A 17,959-nucleotide genomic window follows, 5' to 3' on the forward strand; every position below is an offset into this window, starting at 1 on the left:
GGGCGGATTGTATCAGCGCCCCGGTATTTAGGCTATGCACCCGTCAGTCACTGCTTTCGGAAAAGTTACGGCGCGTTTTCAACTGCATATCAGACATGCTGTCCAGAATGCGGTGATAGCTTTCAAAGCGCGCTTCATCAATCTCGCCGTTGTTTACCGCTTCGCGAATGGCGCAGCCGGGATCGGTATCGTGTTTGCAGTCGCGAAACTTGCAGTGGCCTAAAAATTCACGAAATTCGACAAATCCCTGGGTGATTTGTTCCGGCTCTAAATGCCATAAACCGAATTCGCGCACGCCCGGCGAATCGATCACGTCGCCCCCGTGAGGAAAATGGTAGAGCCGGGCGGCAGTGGTGGTGTGCTGCCCAAGCCCCGAGACGTCGGAAACGTCGTTGGTGAGGATCTCATTGGTGCCCGGTTCCAGCCCCAGCAGGGCATTCAGCAGGCTGGATTTTCCCACGCCAGACTGACCGGCAAAAATGCTTATGCGATCGGTCAGTTCGGCTTCAAGCGCCGCCAGACCCTGCCTTTCATAGCTGGATACCATCAATACGCGATAGCCGATGCGGCGGTAAATACCCATCTGCTCATCAACAAACGCGCGGCCTTCATCATCGAGCAGATCGGTTTTGTTCAGAACCAGCAGCGGCTCGACGTCCAGCGTTTCGCTGGCAATCAGGTAGCGATCGATAATATTCAACGACAGTTCCGGCAGAATGGCGGAGACAATCACTATCTGGTTGATATTGGCCGCAATGGGTTTTACGCCGTCGTAGAAATCGGGGCGGGTGAGTACCGACGTGCGATCGTGAACCGCTTCGACGATACCCTTTACGGTTGCGCCGCCTTCCTGACCGGGGCGCCAGCGCACGCGATCGCCGGTAACGAGCGAGCGGATGGTGCGACGGATGTTGCAGCGATGCACTGAGGCATCGGCATCCTCCACGTCGGCATGCATACCGAAACGGCTGATGACCACGCCGTCACGCGCTTCGCCAAACAGGCTGTCATCCGGCTCAGGTTTGTCCGCGCGCTGCCTGAGGCGGCGCTGGTGATTAGCACTAACGCGACGTTGCTGACCTTTCGACAGTTTGTTTTTGCTCACTCTTCCTCACACGGTTTGACAGGCTTCGCCCTGACAGGGCAAAACGTCTATGATACACCCTTACGTATTATATAAGCCACGGCGAGGAACCCATGAGCGCAAATGCCAGTAACCTGATTTGGATTGATCTTGAGATGACCGGGCTGGACCCGAAGCAGGATCGCATTATTGAGATCGCCACGCTGGTTACCGATTCAAACCTTAATATCCTCGCGGAAGGGCCGGTTCTGGCCGTTCATCAGACCGATGAGCAACTGGCGCTGATGGATGAGTGGAACGTGCGTACCCATACCGGCAGCGGGCTGGTTGAGCGCGTGAAGACGAGCCAGCACAGCGAGCGCGCTGCTGAGCTGGCAACGCTTGCGTTTTTAAAGCAGTGGGTGCCTGAAAACAGTTCACCCATCTGCGGCAACAGTATCGGTCAGGATCGCCGGTTTCTTTTTAAATACATGCCTGAACTGGAAGCGTACTTCCACTATCGCTACCTTGACGTGAGCACGCTGAAAGAGCTGGCGCGTCGCTGGAAGCCAGAAATTCTGCCAGGCTTCAAGAAGCAGGGCACGCATCAGGCGATGGACGATATTCGTGAGTCGGTGGCTGAGCTGGCCTACTATCGCGAACACTTTATTCAGCGTTGATGGGTGAAGGTTATGCTGCTGCTTAAATCAGCATTCTGTCGTTTTAAACAGCAGTTGAAGGGGCGGCGAAAAAAATTACGCTCAGAGACTTGCAGCGAAAAGTAATTTTCGTATAATTCGCACCCCGTACCGGAACACAATTGTCGCGGTACGCGAAACGCCGTTAAGCGGGAATAGCTCAGTTGGTAGAGCACGACCTTGCCAAGGTCGGGGTCGCGAGTTCGAGTCTCGTTTCCCGCTCCAAAGCGTTACAGCACGGCATCAAACAGTTTGCGGGAATAGCTCAGTTGGTAGAGCACGACCTTGCCAAGGTCGGGGTCGCGAGTTCGAGTCTCGTTTCCCGCTCCAAAATGATTACCGTGCGGCATTAAACAGTATTGCGGGAATAGCTCAGTTGGTAGAGCACGACCTTGCCAAGGTCGGGGTCGCGAGTTCGAGTCTCGTTTCCCGCTCCAGATTACAGATGCGTGCCTTTGACGGCATGCAGCGCTTTTAAGGAGCTTCGGCTCCTTTTTTGTTGTCTTTTTTTAGCTTTTACTTCCTCATTTTCCAGCCCGCCTCGCAAAAAACATTGCAACGTTTTAAACACTGCTCGGTTTGTCTGAAGAGATCCCGCACGGCCTGCTTTTACCGTTTCGCCCGATGCTTCACCGATGCTAGCTTCTCGTTTCACTGTATGGATACGATGACGAGAGGGAATATGCCTTTGATGGAAACAGTTGTATCACCGCTAACAGGATGGGTTGCGCTAACGCTGGCAGGACTGTGTATTGGCAGCTTTCTGAATGTGGTTATTTATCGGCTGCCGTTGATGATAGCCCGAGGCGATAACGACACGTTACCGCCCCTGACGCTGTTTCGTCCGGCCTCGCATTGTCCCGCGTGTGGCGTTCCGCCCGGCTGGCTGGCGTTGATCCCTGTATTGAGCTGGTGGTGGCTTCGGGGAAAGTGCCGCCATTGCGCCATATCTATACCGGTAAGATATCCATTGACCGAGGCCGTCACGTTGGCGATAACGCTTTTTATCGGTTGGCTTCTTCCGCCGGGCGGCGAACTGGTTGGCATGCTGATTTTTAGCTGGCTGCTGCTGGCGCTGGCGGCAATTGACGGCATGACTTACCTTCTGCCGGACGCGCTTAACGGCCTGCTGCTGTGGAGCGGTCTGCTATTCACCCTCTGCTACCAGCGCGACGCACTGCCGGATGCGATAACAGGCGCGGCGGCAGGTTATTGTGTTTTGCGGCTGTTTACGGCGATTGTCAGCAATATGTCAGGTAAAATCTGTATGGGGCAGGGCGACTTTAAGCTTACCGCTGCGCTGGGTGCCTGGACAGGCTGGCAGAATTTACCTCTGCTGCTGCTTATCGCCTCATTATGTGGCATCTCGTGGGCCCTCGTCGCCAGAGGCGTATTCGCCAGAAAACTGTCAGCTCCCATACCTTTTGGGCCGCCGTTGGCGTTAAGCGGCTGGCTGCTGGTTATTTACGCCAGATTTTGAGGCCCGGGAAGCCTAAAGGCGCCATGTGTTGAATTTTCCACGTTGTGACCGGTGCCCTCAGGTAGGGTGAAAAAGATCTTGTCATCGTCAGGCAATGAGTCCATAATGCCTCCCATTCCAAGGCGAAGCACTTATAGATTATTATAAATCAATGAGTTAGCTCACTCTCCGGTTCTGGAATAGCGTAAAGAATCTGCACCAAAAAGCGGGAATAGCTCAGTTGGTAGAGCACGACCTTGCCAAGGTCGGGGTCGCGAGTTCGAGTCTCGTTTCCCGCTCCAAATTTTCTTCATCATCAGTTCAATCTGACATTTATCCACAGCAGCATGCTTGTTGCCCGCTGGCTTTTCCTCTGATGCCAAAATGTTTATAACAGACTTATCCACAGGATACGTTGTAATACATTCATTTTCACCGATATGTGCAAATCTGAATAAAAATAATAATCCATTGTTATTTAACGATATTTTAATATTACAAAGTATGAGCAGAACCGCTTGCGCTTTTTGTGACGATTGAATGACAACGATTTTTTATTTTTATCAACAGCGTGTGGACAACTTAACGGTCAGCAAACAGGCATGTGCGTTATTCAGGCGTCACGCGGTAACCCTTTTTCAACCGCACGCACCAGACGTTTATGTTGTGCGGGCGTTACCTCAATAGCATTTTGCTGCCTTTTCTCCCGCTGACGCGTCAGCGCCCACTCAATATGTTCATCCAACATGGCGTTTTCGCCGTGACGAGCCGTCAACACCTCTACCGCTTCCTCCGACCAGGGCGCATTGCCCAGTGCAACCGCGATATTGCGCAGCCAGCGCAGATGACCAATCCGCCGAATGGCTGAGCCTTCCGTAATTCGTAAAAACGTTGCCTCGTCCCAGCGAAAAAGCGCGGTTAACGGGGGCGCATGCAGCACCGCTCGGGGGCTGAAATCGTCTTCGTCGGTAAGCTGACCATAGCGATTCCACGGGCAGATTAACTGGCAGTCGTCACATCCATAGATTCTGTTGCCAATCAGCGGTCTGAACGCTTCAGGTATAGCGCCTTCCAGTTCAATCGTCAGATAGGAGATGCAGCGTCGTGCATCGACGGTATAAGGCGCGACGATGGCACCCGTCGGACAGGTGGTGATGCAGGCAACGCAGCGTCCGCACTGTTCTGCCTGCGGTGCGTCAACGGGCAGCGGCAGATCAATCAGCAGTTCGCCGAGGAAAAACCATGAACCGGCTTCACGATTGAGAATGAGCGAGTGCTTGCCCGTCCAGCCCAGCCCGGCTTTTGCAGCCAGCGGCCTTTCCAGTACCGGTGCGGAATCGACGAAAGGACGAAACTGCACGCTTTCGCAGCGCTCACGGATCATATCGCCGAGCTTTTTTAATCGATTGCGCAATACTTTATGGTAGTCACGCCCCAGCGCATAACGGCTGACATAGCCCAGCTGAGGATTTTTTAAGGTGCTGGCAAAGGCGGCCCTGGCCGGCAGATAGTTCATTCGCACGCTGATGACCCGCAGCGTGCCGGGCAGAAGTTCATGAGGTCGCGCGCGCATCATGCCGTGACGTGCCATCCAGTCCATCTCGCCGTGATACTGTTTGTCGAGCCATGCCTGAAGCCGCGGTTCTTCCGGGCTGAGATCGGTATCGCAGATACCGACCTGCTGGAAGCCGAGCGTCTGCCCCCATTTTTTAATGTCGAGGGCGAGTTGATTGAGATCGAGAGGATGCGACATGAATAACCTGAACCCGCTAAAAAACCCCGCTAGTTTACCCTATTCTGTCTGGCCTGTAGAGGCGATAAAACAGCTTGAACAACAGGGGGCCGACAGCCTTGGCATCACGTTGTTTGAACTGATGCAGCGCGCGGGAGAAGCTGCTTTTGCAAAAATCCGCGCGCTGTGGCCTGCTAAAGAGCACTGGCTGATCCTGTGTGGGCACGGCAACAACGGCGGCGACGGTTTTATTGTGGCGCGCCTGGCGCAATCCGCCGGACTGACGGTCAGCGTTATCGCCTGCGAAGGCAGTAAACCGCTGCCGGAAGAGGCACAGCAAGCGCGCGATGCCTGGCTGGCGGCTGGCGGAACCCTTCACGATCCTTCCGCGCCCTGGCCGGAAAAAGTGGAGGTTATTGTTGATGCTCTGTTAGGCGTCGGGGGCAATCGTGCACCTGAGGAACCTTACAGGGCGCTGATACAGCAGGCTAATCAGCATGATGCGCCCGTGTTCGCAGTAGACTGCCCGTCCGGGTTAGTGGCCGCTAACGGAACGACGCCCGGCGAAGTCATCGTTGCTGACCATACGCTTACCTTCATCGCACTCAAACCTGGCCTGCTCACCGGTAAAGCCCGCGACGTGACAGGCACACTGCATTTTCATGCGTTATCCCTCGATACCTGGCTTAACGGGCAAATCGCGCCCGTTTCGCGCTTTGACGCCACGTCGCTCAGCCGCTGGCTGAAACCCCGAAAACCCACCTCGCATAAAGGCGATAACGGTAAGCTGGCGATTATTGGCGGCGATCACGGGACGGCGGGTGCGATACGCATGACCGGCGAAGCCGCATTACGCGCGGGCGCAGGGCTTGTGCGAGTACTCACTCACAAAGATAATATTACGCCGCTTGTCACTGCCCGACCCGAACTGATGGTGCAGGAGCTGACCACCAACGCTATTGATGATGCGCTGGAGTGGGCCGACGTTATCGTGATCGGACCCGGGCTTGGCCAGGGCGAATGGGGTAAAAAAGCGCTGCAAAAGGTAGAAAATTCTCAGAAACCGATGCTGTGGGATGCTGATGCGCTTAACCTGCTGGCAATCAGGCCGGAGAAACGTCAAAATCGAATTATCACGCCTCACCCGGGCGAGGCCGCGCGTTTACTGAATGTTAAAGTCAGCGAAATTGAGAGTGACCGCTTACATTCAGCTCAACAGTTAGCAAAGCGCTATGGCGGCGTGGCGGTATTAAAAGGCGCGGGCACGATTATCGCCAGCGCAGACGGTGAGACAGCTATTGCCGATGTAGGCAACGCGGGAATGGGCAGCGGCGGGATGGGTGATGTGCTGTCGGGTATCATCGGCGGATTATTAGGCCAGAAGCTCTCGACGTATGAAGCGGCCTGCGCCGGATGCGTGGCTCATGGCGCTGCCGCAGAGGCGGTGGCGGAAAGCTACGGTACACGCGGAATGCTGGCCACCGATCTGTTTTCAAGACTCTATTTGTTTGTTAATCCAGAGATGTTAAATAAAAAGAATGAAGACCAGCGTAATCACATTGTCCGATGAAACCGCCACGCTCGCGTTGGGCGCCAGCCTCGCCCGTGCCGCCGGCGCGGGCGCTGTCACACTTTATCTGTATGGCGATCTCGGCGCGGGGAAAACCACCCTGAGCCGGGGCTTCCTGCACGCGCTGGGTCATCAGGGAAACGTGAAAAGCCCAACCTACACGCTGGTTGAGCCTTACATTCTGCCCGACAGGCGGGTCTATCACTTCGATCTTTATCGGTTGGCCGATCCTGAAGAGCTCGAGTTTATGGGCATTCGTGATTATTTCACCGAGGATGCGCTTTGTCTGGTCGAATGGCCGGAAAAAGGCGCTGGCGTGCTGCCCGCGCCGGATATTGAACTGCATCTCAGTTATCAGGGAGAGACGCGCAAGGCTGAGGTTATCGCCTGCTCCAGAACGGGCGAAGAGATGATGCAACAGGTCGCGACAAATAAGGATGGGCAATGAATTTGCGTATGAAGTTTGGCTTAGTACTGGCGCTTTTATTGAGTTCGTTTTTCAGCTCGGCAGCAAATTTATCAGATATCAAAGTGTCCAACGGCAGCAGTAGCGCGACCGTTACGCTGAGCTTTAGTGGTCAGCCGATTTATGCTTTTTTCCCGCTGAGTAATCCCAGTCGTGTCGTGCTGGACGTGCGGCAGAGCGGCGTTATTCAGGGGCTACCGCTGAACTTCAGCGGTGAGAACATCGTTAAGCGCATTCGTTCCAGTACGCCAAAAGATAATCAGAGCATTCGACTGGTGTTTGAACTGACCCAGCCGGGGAAAACCCGCGCGGTCACGCAGCGCAGCGGCAACGCGTACAACGTGGTGTTTACTATCAACGGCTCGCGCACCACCGCGGCGAAACAGCCGGTTGAGGTTTCTCCCGCACCTGTTCCGACGCCTTCATCGCCAGCCGAAAACCCGTTCAAATCAAATCCGGTTACGGCTGTCAGCAGTGGTAACGAGGTTGTCAGGCCCGGCGCTACCGCCAGCAAGGGCAACGATTCGGTGATTGTAGCCATCGATGCCGGGCACGGCGGGCAGGATCCTGGCGCAATGGGGCCGGGCGGACTGAAAGAAAAAAACGTCACCATCGCCATCGCGCGCAAGCTGAAAGCGTTGCTGAACGCCGATCCGATGTTTAAAGGCGTGATGACTCGCGACGGCGACTACTTTATCTCTGTGATGGGCCGCTCGGACGTGGCGCGTAAGCAAAATGCCAACATGCTGGTTTCCATCCACGCCGACGCCGCGCCAAATCGCAGCGCGTCCGGCGCATCCGTTTGGGTGCTCTCTAACCGGCGCGCCAACAGTGAGATGGCAAACTGGCTGGAGCAACATGAGAAACAGTCCGAGTTACTGGGCGGCGCGGGCGATCTGCTGGCAAACAGCCAGGCCGATCCTTACCTGAGCCAGGCCGTGCTCGATTTGCAATTCGGCCATTCGCAGCGCGTGGGTTACGACGTTGCTGTAAAAGTTATCGCTCAACTCCAACGCGTCGGATCGCTGCACAAGCGTCGCCCTGAGCATGCGAGCCTTGGGGTGCTGCGTTCACCGGATATCCCTTCACTGCTGGTTGAAACCGGCTTTATCAGTAATCCTTCGGAGGAGCGACTGCTTGGCAGTAGCGCATACCAGGAGAAAATTGCCGAGTCGATCTACAAAGGACTCCGCAACTACTTCCTGGCGCACCCGCTACAATCGCTCCCAAAGGAGGAAAACCGACCGTTGCAGTCCGCAGCGGCGGTTAGCGTAGAGCCCAACCCCGCGCCGGCGAATACGCAATATACCGGCGCCACCCAACGCCACGTGGTTGCGCGTGGCGAAACGCTGTCCGGTATTGCCGCGAAGTACGGCGTGAGCATGGCGACGCTGCGTGACCTGAACGCCCTTAAACGCGATGTGGTTTGGGTCGGTCAGCGTCTGAAAGTGCCTGCTGGCGGCACGCCGGTCAGCGCGCCGAAAAAAGCGGCGCGGCACAAGGTGGTTCAGGGAGATTCCCTCACCGCCATTGCCGCGCATTACGGCGTAAGTGCGAAGTCGATCCAGGAGGCGAACAAGATGAAAACGCAAAACGTCATGCTGGGTCAGACGCTGAAAATACCTACATCGTAATCCACCGAGGAATCGTTATGCCCATTCAGGTGTTGCCTCCCCAGCTCGCCAATCAGATCGCCGCCGGAGAAGTGGTCGAGCGGCCGGCATCAGTGGTCAAAGAGCTGGTAGAAAACTGTCTGGACGCGGGGGCGACGCGCATCGATGTTGAGATCGAAAAGGGCGGCGCAAAGCTGATCCGCATCCGCGACAACGGCTGCGGTATTACTAAAGATGAGCTGGCGATGGCGCTGGCCCGCCATGCAACCAGTAAAATTACCTCGCTGGATGACCTGGAGGCGATTGTGAGCCTTGGTTTTCGCGGCGAAGCGCTGGCGAGCATCAGCTCGGTTTCCCGCCTGACGCTGACTTCACGCACGCAGGCGCAAAGCGAAGCCTGGCAGGCGTACGCGGAAGGACGCGAAATGGCGGTGACGGTAAAACCGGCGGCGCACCCGGTCGGCACCACGCTGGAAGTGCTTGATCTGTTTTACAACACGCCCGCCCGCCGCAAGTTTATGCGTACGGAGAAAACGGAGTTTACGCACATTGATGAAATCATCCGGCGTATCGCGCTGGCGAGGTTTGATGTCGCGTTCTCACTGACGCATAACGGCAAGCTCATCCGACAGTATCGCGCCGTCAGCGAGGCGAGCCAGCGCGAGCGGCGACTGGGTTCAATTTGCGGTACCGCTTTTCTGGAGCACGCCCTGCGCATTGAATGGCAGCATGGCGATCTCAGTCTGCATGGCTGGGTCGCCGATCCGGCCGGTTCGCGCGCAATCACCGATTTACAATATTGCTACGTCAACGGGCGGATGATGCGCGATCGGTTGATCAATCACGCCATTCGCCAGGCGTATCTGGATCGGCTGGGCGACGATCATCAGCCCGCCTACGTGCTTTACCTTGAGATTGACCCGCACCAGGTTGATGTCAACGTACATCCGGCCAAGCACGAAGTGCGCTTTCATCAGTCAAGGCTGGTGCATGATTTTATCTATCAGGGCGTAGCCACTGCCCTACAGGAAACCGTACCGTCCGGCACGTCGCCCGCGCGGGCGCAACCGGAAAATCGTCAGGCGGCGGGTGGCAATCACTTTTCGCTGCCGGTCACGCCGGCTGCGCCGCGCGCTGCGACAGGGGCGTCTCGAGGCGGCGGCGCGCAGAAAGGTTTTGGTGCTCAGCGTCAGGAGCAGCCCACCTACCAGAAACGCGAAGGCGCGCTTTATCAGCAACTGATGAAAGTGGGTGACAAACCCGCCTCGCAGGAGCCTGCGCCTTCCCCTGTCGCAGAGGCGCCGCTGGCTGGTCACCAGCAGAGCTTTGGCCGCGTGCTGAGCGTGGTGCAGAACGGCTTCGCGCTGGTTGAAAGGGGCGACAGGCTGGCGCTTATTTCGCTCGCCGTTGTTGAGCGCTGGCTGAAACAGGCGCAGCTTGAACCCGGCGAAGACGGACTCAAGCCGCAGCCGCTGCTGATCCCACTGCGTATGAAGGTCGACAAAACCGATCGCGATGCGCTTGCCCGCTTTCATTCGTTACTGGTGAAAATGGGCGTTGACGTTGATATTGATGGACATCACGTCACGCTGCGCGCGGTGCCTTTACCATTGCGCCAACAAAATTTACAAATCTTGATTCCAGACCTGTTAGGCTATTTAGCCGGACAGCAGGATGTGACAGTTTTGCAGGTGGCGCAGTGGCTGGCGCGTCATTCGGCGATTGAACATCCGCACTGGAATCACTCGCAGGCGATTGCGCTGCTGGCAGAGGTTGAAAGACTTTGTCCGCAACTGATGAAATCGCCGCCTTCTGGCCTTTTACAGTATATCGATCTGGAACCGGCGTTGAACGCCCTGAAGCATGAGTGAAACATCCAAGGCTGGCCGACCAAAGGCTATCTTTTTAATGGGGCCAACGGCTTCCGGTAAAACCGCGCTGGCGATGGCCTTACGCCAGCGGTTGCCGGTTGAGTTGATTAGCGTCGATTCCGCCCTTATCTATCGGGGAATGGACATCGGCACGGCCAAGCCTTCCGCAGAAGAGCTGCGGCTTGCGCCCCATCGTTTACTGGACATTCGCGATCCCGCTGAGGCTTACTCAGCCGCGGAGTTTCGTCGCGATGCGCTGGTTGAAATGGCGGAAATTACCCAACGCGGGCGAATTCCGCTGCTTGTTGGCGGTACCATGCTCTACTACAAGGCGTTACTGGAAGGATTGTCGCCATTGCCCCCGGCCGATCCTGAGGTGCGTCAGCGTATTGAGCAAATGGCGAGCGAGCGCGGGTGGGACGCGCTGCACCGTCAGTTATGTGAAATAGATCCCACGGCAGCGAATCGTATTCATCCGAATGATCCGCAGAGACTCTCGCGAGCACTGGAAGTTTTTTTTATTTCGGGTAACACTTTAACGGAACTGACTAAAACTTCAGGCGAGGCGTTGTCATACGATGTGACTCAATTTGCGATTGCCCCTTTGCAGCGCGAACAGCTCCATCAACGTATTGAACAGCGTTTCATGCAGATGTTGGCGTCAGGATTTGAAACGGAGGCTCGGGCGCTTTTTGCACGAGAAGATTTGCATACGGACCTGCCTTCCATTCGTTGTGTCGGCTATCGCCAGATGTGGTCATATCTGGCTGGCGAGATCGATTACGATGACATGGTTTATCGGGGAATTTGCGCAACCCGGCAATTAGCGAAGCGTCAGATGACCTGGCTACGTGGCTGGGACGGTGTTCACTGGCTCAATAGCGAACAACCTGACGCCGCGCTGGTCAGAGTATTACAGGTTCTTGATGCGAACACTGGGTGAATGTGTACAATTGGTACGTTATCCTGCGCAATTTTTTACGCTGTATTTCAGGGCCGACAGGTTCTTAAGCAACAAACAACAAGCATATAAGGAAAAGATAGAATGGCTAAGGGGCAATCATTGCAAGACCCGTTCCTGAACGCACTGCGTCGCGAACGGGTTCCGGTTTCGATTTATTTGGTAAACGGCATCAAACTTCAGGGTCAGATTGAGTCGTTTGATCAGTTTGTAATTTTATTAAAAAACACGGTGAGCCAGATGGTATATAAGCACGCTATCTCAACCGTAGTTCCGTCCCGTCCGGTCTCCCATCATAGTAATAATACGGGTGGCGGAAGCAATAACTATCATCACGGTGGCAGTAATCAGGGGGCGTCTTCGCAGCCTCAGCAAGACAGTGACGACACAGAGTAAGTGTGGATTTTACCCGGCGGGGGCGTGATCGTTCCCGACCAGGTAGGTCTTAAGCCGGTTTTTACAGCCAAAGCGGCAGAATATTATGCGGCTTTTACTTAACGAAACGCGCAATTTGAATCTGATTTCCACGCAGTATGGCCATTGTGTAGCAGGTTTAACAAGGTTCTGAGAGGTTTTAAGTTTGTTTGACCGTTATGATGCCGGTGAGCAGGCCGTACTGGTGCACATCTATTTCTCTCAAGACAGAGATATGGAAGATCTTCAGGAATTTGAAACCCTGGTATCTTCTTCGGGTGTCGAGGCGCTGCGAGTGGTAACAGGCAGCCGCAAATCCCCCCATCCTAAATATTTTGTTGGCGAAGGGAAGGCCATTGAAATCGCCGAAGCGGTGAAAACATCCGGCGCTTCCGTGGTGCTCTTCGATCACGCCCTTAGTCCGGCGCAGGAGCGTAACCTTGAGGCACTGTGTCAGTGCCGCGTTATCGATCGTACCGGGCTGATCCTGGATATTTTTGCCCAGCGGGCGCGTACGCATGAAGGTAAATTGCAGGTCGAGCTGGCGCAGCTTCGACATCTTGCCACGCGTCTGGTACGCGGCTGGACGCATCTCGAACGTCAGAAAGGCGGTATCGGCCTGCGTGGGCCGGGCGAGACGCAGCTTGAAACCGACCGCCGTTTGCTGCGCAATCGCATTACATTAATCCTTTCCCGACTGGAACGCGTTGAAAAGCAGCGTGACCAGGGACGACAGTCGCGTAACAAAGCCGATGTGCCCACGGTGTCGCTGGTGGGTTATACCAACGCCGGTAAATCGACGCTGTTTAACCGTCTGACTTCGGCCGACGTTTATGCCGCCGATCAGCTCTTTGCCACTCTGGATCCCACGCTCCGCCGTGTTGACGTCGCAGACGTCGGCGAAGTGGTACTGGCGGACACGGTTGGGTTCATCCGCCATCTTCCGCACGATTTAGTTGCCGCCTTTAAGGCCACGCTTCAGGAAACGCGCCAGGCGGCGCTGCTGCTGCATGTGATTGATGCGGCCGATAACCGCGTTGATGAAAATATCAAGGCGGTCGATATTGTGCTGGAAGAAATTGAATCTGACGAGATCCCGTCACTACTGGTAATGAATAAAATCGATATGCTGGAAGATTTTGTCCCGCGTATCGATCGCAATGAGGAAAATATTCCGGTTCGCGTCTGGCTTTCAGCGCAAACGGGCGAAGGGATTCCGTTGCTGTTTGAGGCGCTCACCGAGCGGCTGGCCGGCGACATAGCACAGTACGATTTGCGTTTGCCGCCTGAAGCCGGGCGATTGCGCAGCCGCTTTTATCAGCTTCAGGCTATTGAAAAAGAGTGGAATGAAGATGACGGCAGCGTGGGTTTGCATATCCGCATGCCTGTCGTCGACTGGCGTCGCCTGTGTAAACAGGAACCGACGCTGGTGGAATACATTGTTTGACTGATTTTGCCTGATACGCGTATCCCGGTTTTGGGATACCACCGCATACACAATTAATGGAGTATAAACATGGCGTGGAATCAGCCCGGAAATAACGGACAGGACCGCGACCCGTGGGGAAGCAGCAATAATCAAGGCGGCAACTCTGGGGGAAATAAGGGAGGGCGCGATAAAGGGCCACCCGATTTGGATGATATTTTTCGCAAGCTGAGCAAAAAGCTTGGCGGCTTTGGCGGTGGTAAAAACGATAGCGGCAGCGGACAGCGTACACCCGGACGCGGCGGACGCGTGCTTGGGATCGTTGTGGTGGCGGCGGTAGTCATTTGGGCCGCCAGCGGTTTCTATACCATTAAGGAAGCGGAACGCGGCGTGGTCACGCGCTTTGGCAAATTCAGCCATCTGGTGGAGCCAGGCCTGAACTGGAAACCCACCTTTATCGATCAGGTCCGGGCGGTTAACGTTGAGGCCGTACGCGAGCTGGCGGCATCCGGCACCATGCTCACCTCAGATGAGAATGTGGTGCGCGTGGAGATGAACGTTCAGTATCGCGTGACCAATCCTGAACGCTATCTGTTCGCTGTCACCAGCGCAGACGACAGCCTGCGTCAGGCCACTGACAGCGCGCTGCGCGGCGTAATCGGCCGTTCTTCCATGGATCGCATCCTGACCGAAGGGCGTACCGTGGTGCGTAGCGAAACCCAGCGCGAACTGGAAGAGACCATTCGTCCTTACGATATGGGCATTACGCTGTTGGACGTGAACTTCCAGGCTGCGCGTCCGCCGGAAGAGGTTAAGGCCGCGTTTGACGATGCGATTGCCGCGCGTGAAAACCGCGAGCAGTACGTACGTGAGGCGGAAGCCTATGCCAATGAGGTCCAGCCGCGTGCGAACGGTCAGGCACAGCGTATTCTTGAAGAGGCGCGCGCTTACAAATCGCGTACCGTTCTGGAAGCGCAGGGTGAAGTGGCGCGTTTTGCCAAACTTCTGCCGGAGTATAAAGCCGCGCCGGAAATCACCCGTGAACGTCTCTATATTGAAACAATGGAACGCGTGCTCAGCCACACCCGCAAGGTGCTGGTTAACGATAAAGGCAACAACCTGATGGTGCTTCCGCTCGATCAGCTCATGCGTGGTCAGAATGACGCAGGGGCCGGTGCTGCGCGCGACAACAGTTCCAGTCTGCTGCGGCTGCCGCCTGCTTCCGGCAGCAATGAACGCGCCAGCGGAAGTTCGTCGTTCAGTCCGGGCGACATCATGGATCAGCGCCGGGTAAACGCTCAGCGCAACGATACCCAGCGCCAGGGGAGGGATTAATCGATGCGTAAGCCATTGATCGTATTATTAGTAGTTGTACTGGTGCTGCTTTACGCGTCACTGTTTGTTGTTCAGGAAGGCCAGCGCGGCATTGTGATGCGCTTCGGCAAAGTTCTGCGCGATGATGAAAACAAACCGCTGGTGTATGCGCCCGGCCTGCACTTTAAGATCCCTTTCCTGGAATCGGTAAAGTCGCTGGACGCGCGTATCCAGACCATGGATAACCAGGCGGATCGCTTTGTCACCAAAGAGAAAAAAGATCTGATTGTCGATTCTTACATTAAGTGGCGCATCAGCGACTTCAGCCGTTACTACCTGGCAACGGGCGGCGGCGATGTTTCTCAGGCGGAAGTGCTGCTGAAGCGTAAGTTCAGCGACCGTCTGCGATCTGAAATTGGTCGTCTCGACGTGAAGGATATCGTTACCGATTCGCGTGGACGGCTGACCACCGACGTACGCGACGCGCTGAATACCGGCACGTCAGGTAAAGATGACGAGGTTGCAACGCCGGCTGCCGACGACGCCATCGCCTCTGTGGCCGCGCGCGTTGAGCGTGAAACCACCGGCGACGCGCCGAAAGTGAATCCTAACAGCATGGCTGCGCTGGGCATTCAGGTGGTGGACGTACGGATCAAGCAGATCAACCTGCCTACTGAGGTGTCAGACGCCATCTACAACCGTATGCGCGCCGAACGTGAAGCCGTTGCTCGCAGCCAGCGCTCGCAGGGGCAGGAAGAGGCCGAGAAACTGCGTGCGGGTGCGGATTACGAAGTGACCCGCACGCTGGCGGAAGCGCAACGTACCGCGCTGATTACGCGTGGTGAAGGCGACGCCGAAGCGGCTAAGCTGTTCGCTGATGCGTTCAGTCAGGATCCTGACTTCTACGCCTTTATCCGTAGTCTGCGCGCCTACGACAACAGCTTCCAGAGCAGTCAGGACGTCATGGTTCTCAGCCCGGACAGCGATTTCTTCCGCTTTATGAAATCGCCCTCTAACGCCACGCGCTAAGAATCTGCTATAAATTGAAGGCCGGATAATCCGGCCTTTTTTTTTGTATTTATCGGATAACGAAATGAACCCAACCATTTGGATGGCGCTGGCGTTGGTGCTGGTTTTAGAAGGTTTAGGGCCGGTGTTGTTGCCGCGCATCTGGCGTCGAATGATACTCGCGATGGCGCAGCTTCCCGATACGGTGCTTCGTCGCTTTGGCGGCGGTTTAGTGGTGGCAGGCGCGGTGATCTACTATATGGTTTCAGCACGAAACGGCGGGTAAAAACGTCGCGGTTCACCGGTTTTAGCGGCTCTGCAATTGCCAGGTTATTTGCGGTGCTGCGGGCAAAAAAGTCGCCAATTGGCGGTTAAAACAGCTGAAAGAGACACTTTACGGTGTTAGAATCCATTTTTAAGCAATCGGTGATTTTGAGAAATGGGTAAGAACGTCGTCGTACTGGGCACCCAATGGGGTGACGAAGGTAAAGGAAAGATAGTTGATCTGCTGACTGAGCGTGCTAAATACGTTGTGCGCTACCAGGGCGGTCATAACGCTGGCCATACGCTAGTCATCAACGGTGAAAAAACCGTACTCCACTTAATTCCCTCTGGCATCCTGCGCGAAAATGTAACCAGCATCATCGGTAACGGTGTTGTGCTGTCGCCTGCTGCGCTGATGAAAGAGATGAAAGGTCTGGAGGATCGCGGCTTCCCGGTACGTGAGCGTCTGTTTATTTCTGAAGCCTGCCCGCTCATTCTTGAATATCACGTTGCGCTGGACGTGGCGCGCGAAAAAGCGCGCGGCGCGAAAGCTATCGGCACCACCGGTCGCGGCATCGGCCCGGCTTATGAAGACAAAGTCGCCCGTCGCGGCCTGCGCGTTGGCGATCTGTTCAATAAAGAGACGTTTGCCGATAAGTTGAAAGAGGTGATGGATTATCACAACTTCCAGCTGGTGAATTACTACAAAGAAGAGGCCGTCGACTATGACACGGTGCTCAGCGATATCATGGCTATCGCCGATATTCTCACTGGCATGGTGGTTGACGTCTCTGAACTGCTCGACGGCGCACGCCAGCGCGGCGACCTGATTATGTTTGAGGGCGCTCAGGGCACGCTGCTGGATATCGATCATGGCACTTATCCTTTTGTCACCTCGTCAAACACCACCGCAGGCGGCGTGGCAACGGGTTCCGGTATCGGCCCGCGCTACGTAGATTACGTGCTGGGTATTGTTAAAGCCTACTCAACCCGCGTCGGTGCAGGCCCGTTCCCTACTGAGCTTTTCGACGAAACCGGTGAGTTCCTGTGTAAAAAAGGTAACGAGTTTGGCGCCACTACCGGCCGCCGTCGCCGCACCGGCTGGCTGGACGCGGTTGCCGTGCGTCGTGCCGTGCAGATCAACTCACTGTCCGGTTTCTGTATGACCAAACTGGACGTGCTGGATGGCCTGAATGAGGTAAAAATTTGCGTGGCGTACCGCATGCCTGATGGCCGGGAAGTCACCACCACGCCGCTGGCGGCAGAAGGCTGGGAAGGGATTGAGCCGATTTACGAAACCCTGCCGGGCTGGAGCGAAAACACCTTTGGCGTGAAAACGCTGGAAGGGTTGCCCCAGGCGGCGCGCGACTACATCAAGCGCGTTGAAGCGCTTACCGGCGTGCCGGTCGATATCATCTCAACCGGCCCGGATCGCAGTGAAACGATGATCCTGCGCGATCCATTTGATGCATAACGCTGCTACTGAGGCCGGGTTTTCCCGGCCTTTTGCTTATTGCGTTGTTTTCCCGCCGATGATTTTCCAAATAAACGAGGCCTGACGGCAGAGGCTGGTTTATTATCATCAATAATATTCCTGTTAATTATCAAATAGCGGCAGTTACCGCGTTATATATCGCGCTTTGAGGTCATCGTGCAGCTAACCAGTTTTACCGATTATGGATTACGAGCGCTGATTTTCATGGCCACTTTGCCGCCGGGCAAACTGACCAGCATCACCGAGGTGACTGAAACCTATGGCGTATCGCGTAACCATATGGTCAAAATTATCAATCAACTTAGCCGGGCAGGTTACGTGGCGGCCGCGCGCGGTAAAAACGGCGGGATTAAACTTGGCAAACCGGCGTCGGAAATTGTGATTGGTCAGGTGGTGCGCGATATGGAGCCGCTCCAGCTGGTTAACTGCCACACCGATTTTTGCCACATTACCTCAGCCTGCCGCTTAAAAAAGGCGCTGAACGAGGCGGTACAGAATTTTCTTGCCATATTGGACGGTTATACGCTGGCCGATATGATTGAAGACAATCAGCCGCTCTATCACTTGTTGTTGGGTGAACGTCCTTCACTCAGCATCTGATGACA

16 protein-coding genes and 4 tRNA genes are annotated in these 17,959 nt (G+C 55.5%); 18 read left to right on the forward strand and 2 right to left on the reverse strand.

All coding sequences use genetic code 11. The features are described from left to right. Positions 1-43: 43 nt before the first annotated feature. Positions 44-1,105 (reverse strand): small ribosomal subunit biogenesis GTPase RsgA, encoded by a 1,062-nt coding sequence (gene rsgA / locus FA91_RS00955; protein WP_034911690.1) that lies wholly within the window; start codon positions 1,103-1,105, stop codon positions 44-46. A gap of 92 nt (positions 1,106-1,197) precedes the next feature. Here rsgA and orn point away from each other — a divergent pair, with 92 nt between their 5' ends. The 6 genes from orn (at position 1,198) to FA91_RS00985 (ending at position 3,522) form a co-directional block, all read left to right on the forward strand. Further along, positions 1,198-1,743 (forward strand): oligoribonuclease, encoded by a 546-nt coding sequence (gene orn, locus FA91_RS00960; RefSeq protein WP_034911691.1) that lies wholly within the window; start codon positions 1,198-1,200, stop codon positions 1,741-1,743. A 167-nt stretch (positions 1,744-1,910) separates the two neighbouring features. Next, a tRNA-Gly gene (locus tag FA91_RS00965) sits at positions 1,911-1,986 on the forward strand. 29 nt (positions 1,987-2,015) lie between these two features. Continuing rightward, positions 2,016-2,091 (forward strand) — tRNA-Gly (locus tag FA91_RS00970). Between the two features lie 31 nt (positions 2,092-2,122). Next, a tRNA-Gly gene (locus tag FA91_RS00975) sits at positions 2,123-2,198 on the forward strand. A gap of 254 nt (positions 2,199-2,452) precedes the next feature. Next, positions 2,453-3,241, forward strand: a complete 789-nt coding sequence (locus FA91_RS00980) for an A24 family peptidase (protein ID WP_034911695.1) — start codon at positions 2,453-2,455, stop codon at positions 3,239-3,241. A 205-nt stretch (positions 3,242-3,446) separates the two neighbouring features. Next, positions 3,447-3,522: transfer RNA gene (locus tag FA91_RS00985), tRNA-Gly, on the forward strand. Positions 3,523-3,833: 311 nt separating this feature from the next. Here FA91_RS00985 and queG read toward each other — a convergent pair. Further along, positions 3,834-4,973: a tRNA epoxyqueuosine(34) reductase QueG gene (gene queG, locus FA91_RS00990; RefSeq protein ID WP_034911697.1), complete on the reverse strand. Its 1,140-nt coding sequence runs from the start codon at positions 4,971-4,973 to the stop codon at positions 3,834-3,836. Here queG and nnr point away from each other — a divergent pair. From nnr to nsrR, 12 genes are all read left to right on the forward strand, one after another. Next, the gene (gene nnr / locus FA91_RS00995) at positions 4,972-6,522 is read left to right on the forward strand and encodes a bifunctional ADP-dependent NAD(P)H-hydrate dehydratase/NAD(P)H-hydrate epimerase (RefSeq protein ID WP_034911698.1); all 1,551 of its coding nucleotides are present in this window, start codon (positions 4,972-4,974) and stop codon (positions 6,520-6,522) included. The two genes, queG and nnr, sit on opposite strands and share 2 nt — an antisense overlap. Beyond that, positions 6,491-6,970, forward strand: coding sequence for a tRNA (adenosine(37)-N6)-threonylcarbamoyltransferase complex ATPase subunit type 1 TsaE (gene tsaE / locus FA91_RS01000; RefSeq protein WP_034911700.1), 480 nt, complete (start codon positions 6,491-6,493; stop codon positions 6,968-6,970). The genes nnr and tsaE overlap by 32 nt, the downstream gene beginning before the upstream one ends. Then, positions 6,967-8,622: an N-acetylmuramoyl-L-alanine amidase AmiB gene (gene amiB / locus FA91_RS01005; protein WP_034911702.1), complete on the forward strand. Its 1,656-nt coding sequence runs from the start codon at positions 6,967-6,969 to the stop codon at positions 8,620-8,622. The genes tsaE and amiB overlap by 4 nt, the downstream gene beginning before the upstream one ends. 17 nt (positions 8,623-8,639) lie before the next feature. Next, positions 8,640-10,472 (forward strand): DNA mismatch repair endonuclease MutL, encoded by a 1,833-nt coding sequence (mutL, locus tag FA91_RS01010; protein ID WP_034911705.1) that lies wholly within the window; start codon positions 8,640-8,642, stop codon positions 10,470-10,472. Continuing rightward, on the forward strand, positions 10,465-11,415 hold the full coding sequence (miaA, locus tag FA91_RS01015) for a tRNA (adenosine(37)-N6)-dimethylallyltransferase MiaA (protein WP_034911708.1): 951 nt from the start codon (positions 10,465-10,467) through the stop codon (positions 11,413-11,415). Before mutL ends, miaA begins: the two co-directional genes overlap by 8 nt. 102 nt (positions 11,416-11,517) lie before the next feature. Then, positions 11,518-11,829: an RNA chaperone Hfq gene (gene hfq, locus FA91_RS01020; RefSeq protein WP_034911711.1), complete on the forward strand. Its 312-nt coding sequence runs from the start codon at positions 11,518-11,520 to the stop codon at positions 11,827-11,829. 184 nt (positions 11,830-12,013) lie between these two features. Further along, positions 12,014-13,294 carry a ribosome rescue GTPase HflX gene (hflX, locus tag FA91_RS01025; protein WP_034911713.1) on the forward strand — a complete coding sequence of 427 codons (1,281 nt, stop codon included), beginning with the start codon at positions 12,014-12,016 and terminating at the stop codon, positions 13,292-13,294. Between the two features lie 69 nt (positions 13,295-13,363). Next, a complete protein-coding gene (hflK, locus tag FA91_RS01030) occupies positions 13,364-14,608 on the forward strand; it encodes an FtsH protease activity modulator HflK (protein ID WP_034911716.1) in 1,245 nt (414 codons plus the stop codon). Between the two features lie 3 nt (positions 14,609-14,611). After that, the gene (gene hflC / locus FA91_RS01035) at positions 14,612-15,616 is read left to right on the forward strand and encodes a protease modulator HflC (protein ID WP_034911719.1); all 1,005 of its coding nucleotides are present in this window, start codon (positions 14,612-14,614) and stop codon (positions 15,614-15,616) included. Positions 15,617-15,680: 64 nt separating this feature from the next. Further along, positions 15,681-15,881: a DUF2065 domain-containing protein gene (locus FA91_RS01040; RefSeq protein WP_034918763.1), complete on the forward strand. Its 201-nt coding sequence runs from the start codon at positions 15,681-15,683 to the stop codon at positions 15,879-15,881. Positions 15,882-16,034: 153 nt separating this feature from the next. Beyond that, positions 16,035-17,333, forward strand: a complete 1,299-nt coding sequence (locus FA91_RS01045; protein WP_034911722.1) for an adenylosuccinate synthase — start codon at positions 16,035-16,037, stop codon at positions 17,331-17,333. A gap of 177 nt (positions 17,334-17,510) precedes the next feature. Then, positions 17,511-17,954, forward strand: coding sequence for a nitric oxide-sensing transcriptional repressor NsrR (gene nsrR / locus FA91_RS01050; protein ID WP_034911724.1), 444 nt, complete (start codon positions 17,511-17,513; stop codon positions 17,952-17,954). Positions 17,955-17,959: the final 5 nt, after the last annotated feature.

It is taken from the genome of Erwinia sp. 9145 (genome assembly GCF_000745075.1).
In the GTDB taxonomy this organism is placed as follows: domain Bacteria; phylum Pseudomonadota; class Gammaproteobacteria; order Enterobacterales; family Enterobacteriaceae; genus Erwinia; species Erwinia oleae.

Coding starts and splice junctions, on each gene's coding strand:
- orn (WP_034911691.1), top strand. CDS start 1,198: ATGAGCGCAAATGCCAGTAACCTGATTTGGATTGATCTTGAGATGACC.
- FA91_RS00980 (WP_034911695.1), top strand. CDS start 2,453: ATGGAAACAGTTGTATCACCGCTAACAGGATGGGTTGCGCTAACGCTG.
- nnr (WP_034911698.1), top strand. CDS start 4,972: ATGAATAACCTGAACCCGCTAAAAAACCCCGCTAGTTTACCCTATTCT.
- queG (WP_034911697.1), bottom strand. CDS start 4,973: ATGTCGCATCCTCTCGATCTCAATCAACTCGCCCTCGACATTAAAAAA.
- tsaE (WP_034911700.1), top strand. CDS start 6,491: ATGAAGACCAGCGTAATCACATTGTCCGATGAAACCGCCACGCTCGCG.
- amiB (WP_034911702.1), top strand. CDS start 6,967: ATGAATTTGCGTATGAAGTTTGGCTTAGTACTGGCGCTTTTATTGAGT.
- mutL (WP_034911705.1), top strand. CDS start 8,640: ATGCCCATTCAGGTGTTGCCTCCCCAGCTCGCCAATCAGATCGCCGCC.
- miaA (WP_034911708.1), top strand. CDS start 10,465: ATGAGTGAAACATCCAAGGCTGGCCGACCAAAGGCTATCTTTTTAATG.
- hfq (WP_034911711.1), top strand. CDS start 11,518: ATGGCTAAGGGGCAATCATTGCAAGACCCGTTCCTGAACGCACTGCGT.
- hflK (WP_034911716.1), top strand. CDS start 13,364: ATGGCGTGGAATCAGCCCGGAAATAACGGACAGGACCGCGACCCGTGG.
- hflC (WP_034911719.1), top strand. CDS start 14,612: ATGCGTAAGCCATTGATCGTATTATTAGTAGTTGTACTGGTGCTGCTT.
- FA91_RS01040 (WP_034918763.1), top strand. CDS start 15,681: ATGAACCCAACCATTTGGATGGCGCTGGCGTTGGTGCTGGTTTTAGAA.
- FA91_RS01045 (WP_034911722.1), top strand. CDS start 16,035: ATGGGTAAGAACGTCGTCGTACTGGGCACCCAATGGGGTGACGAAGGT.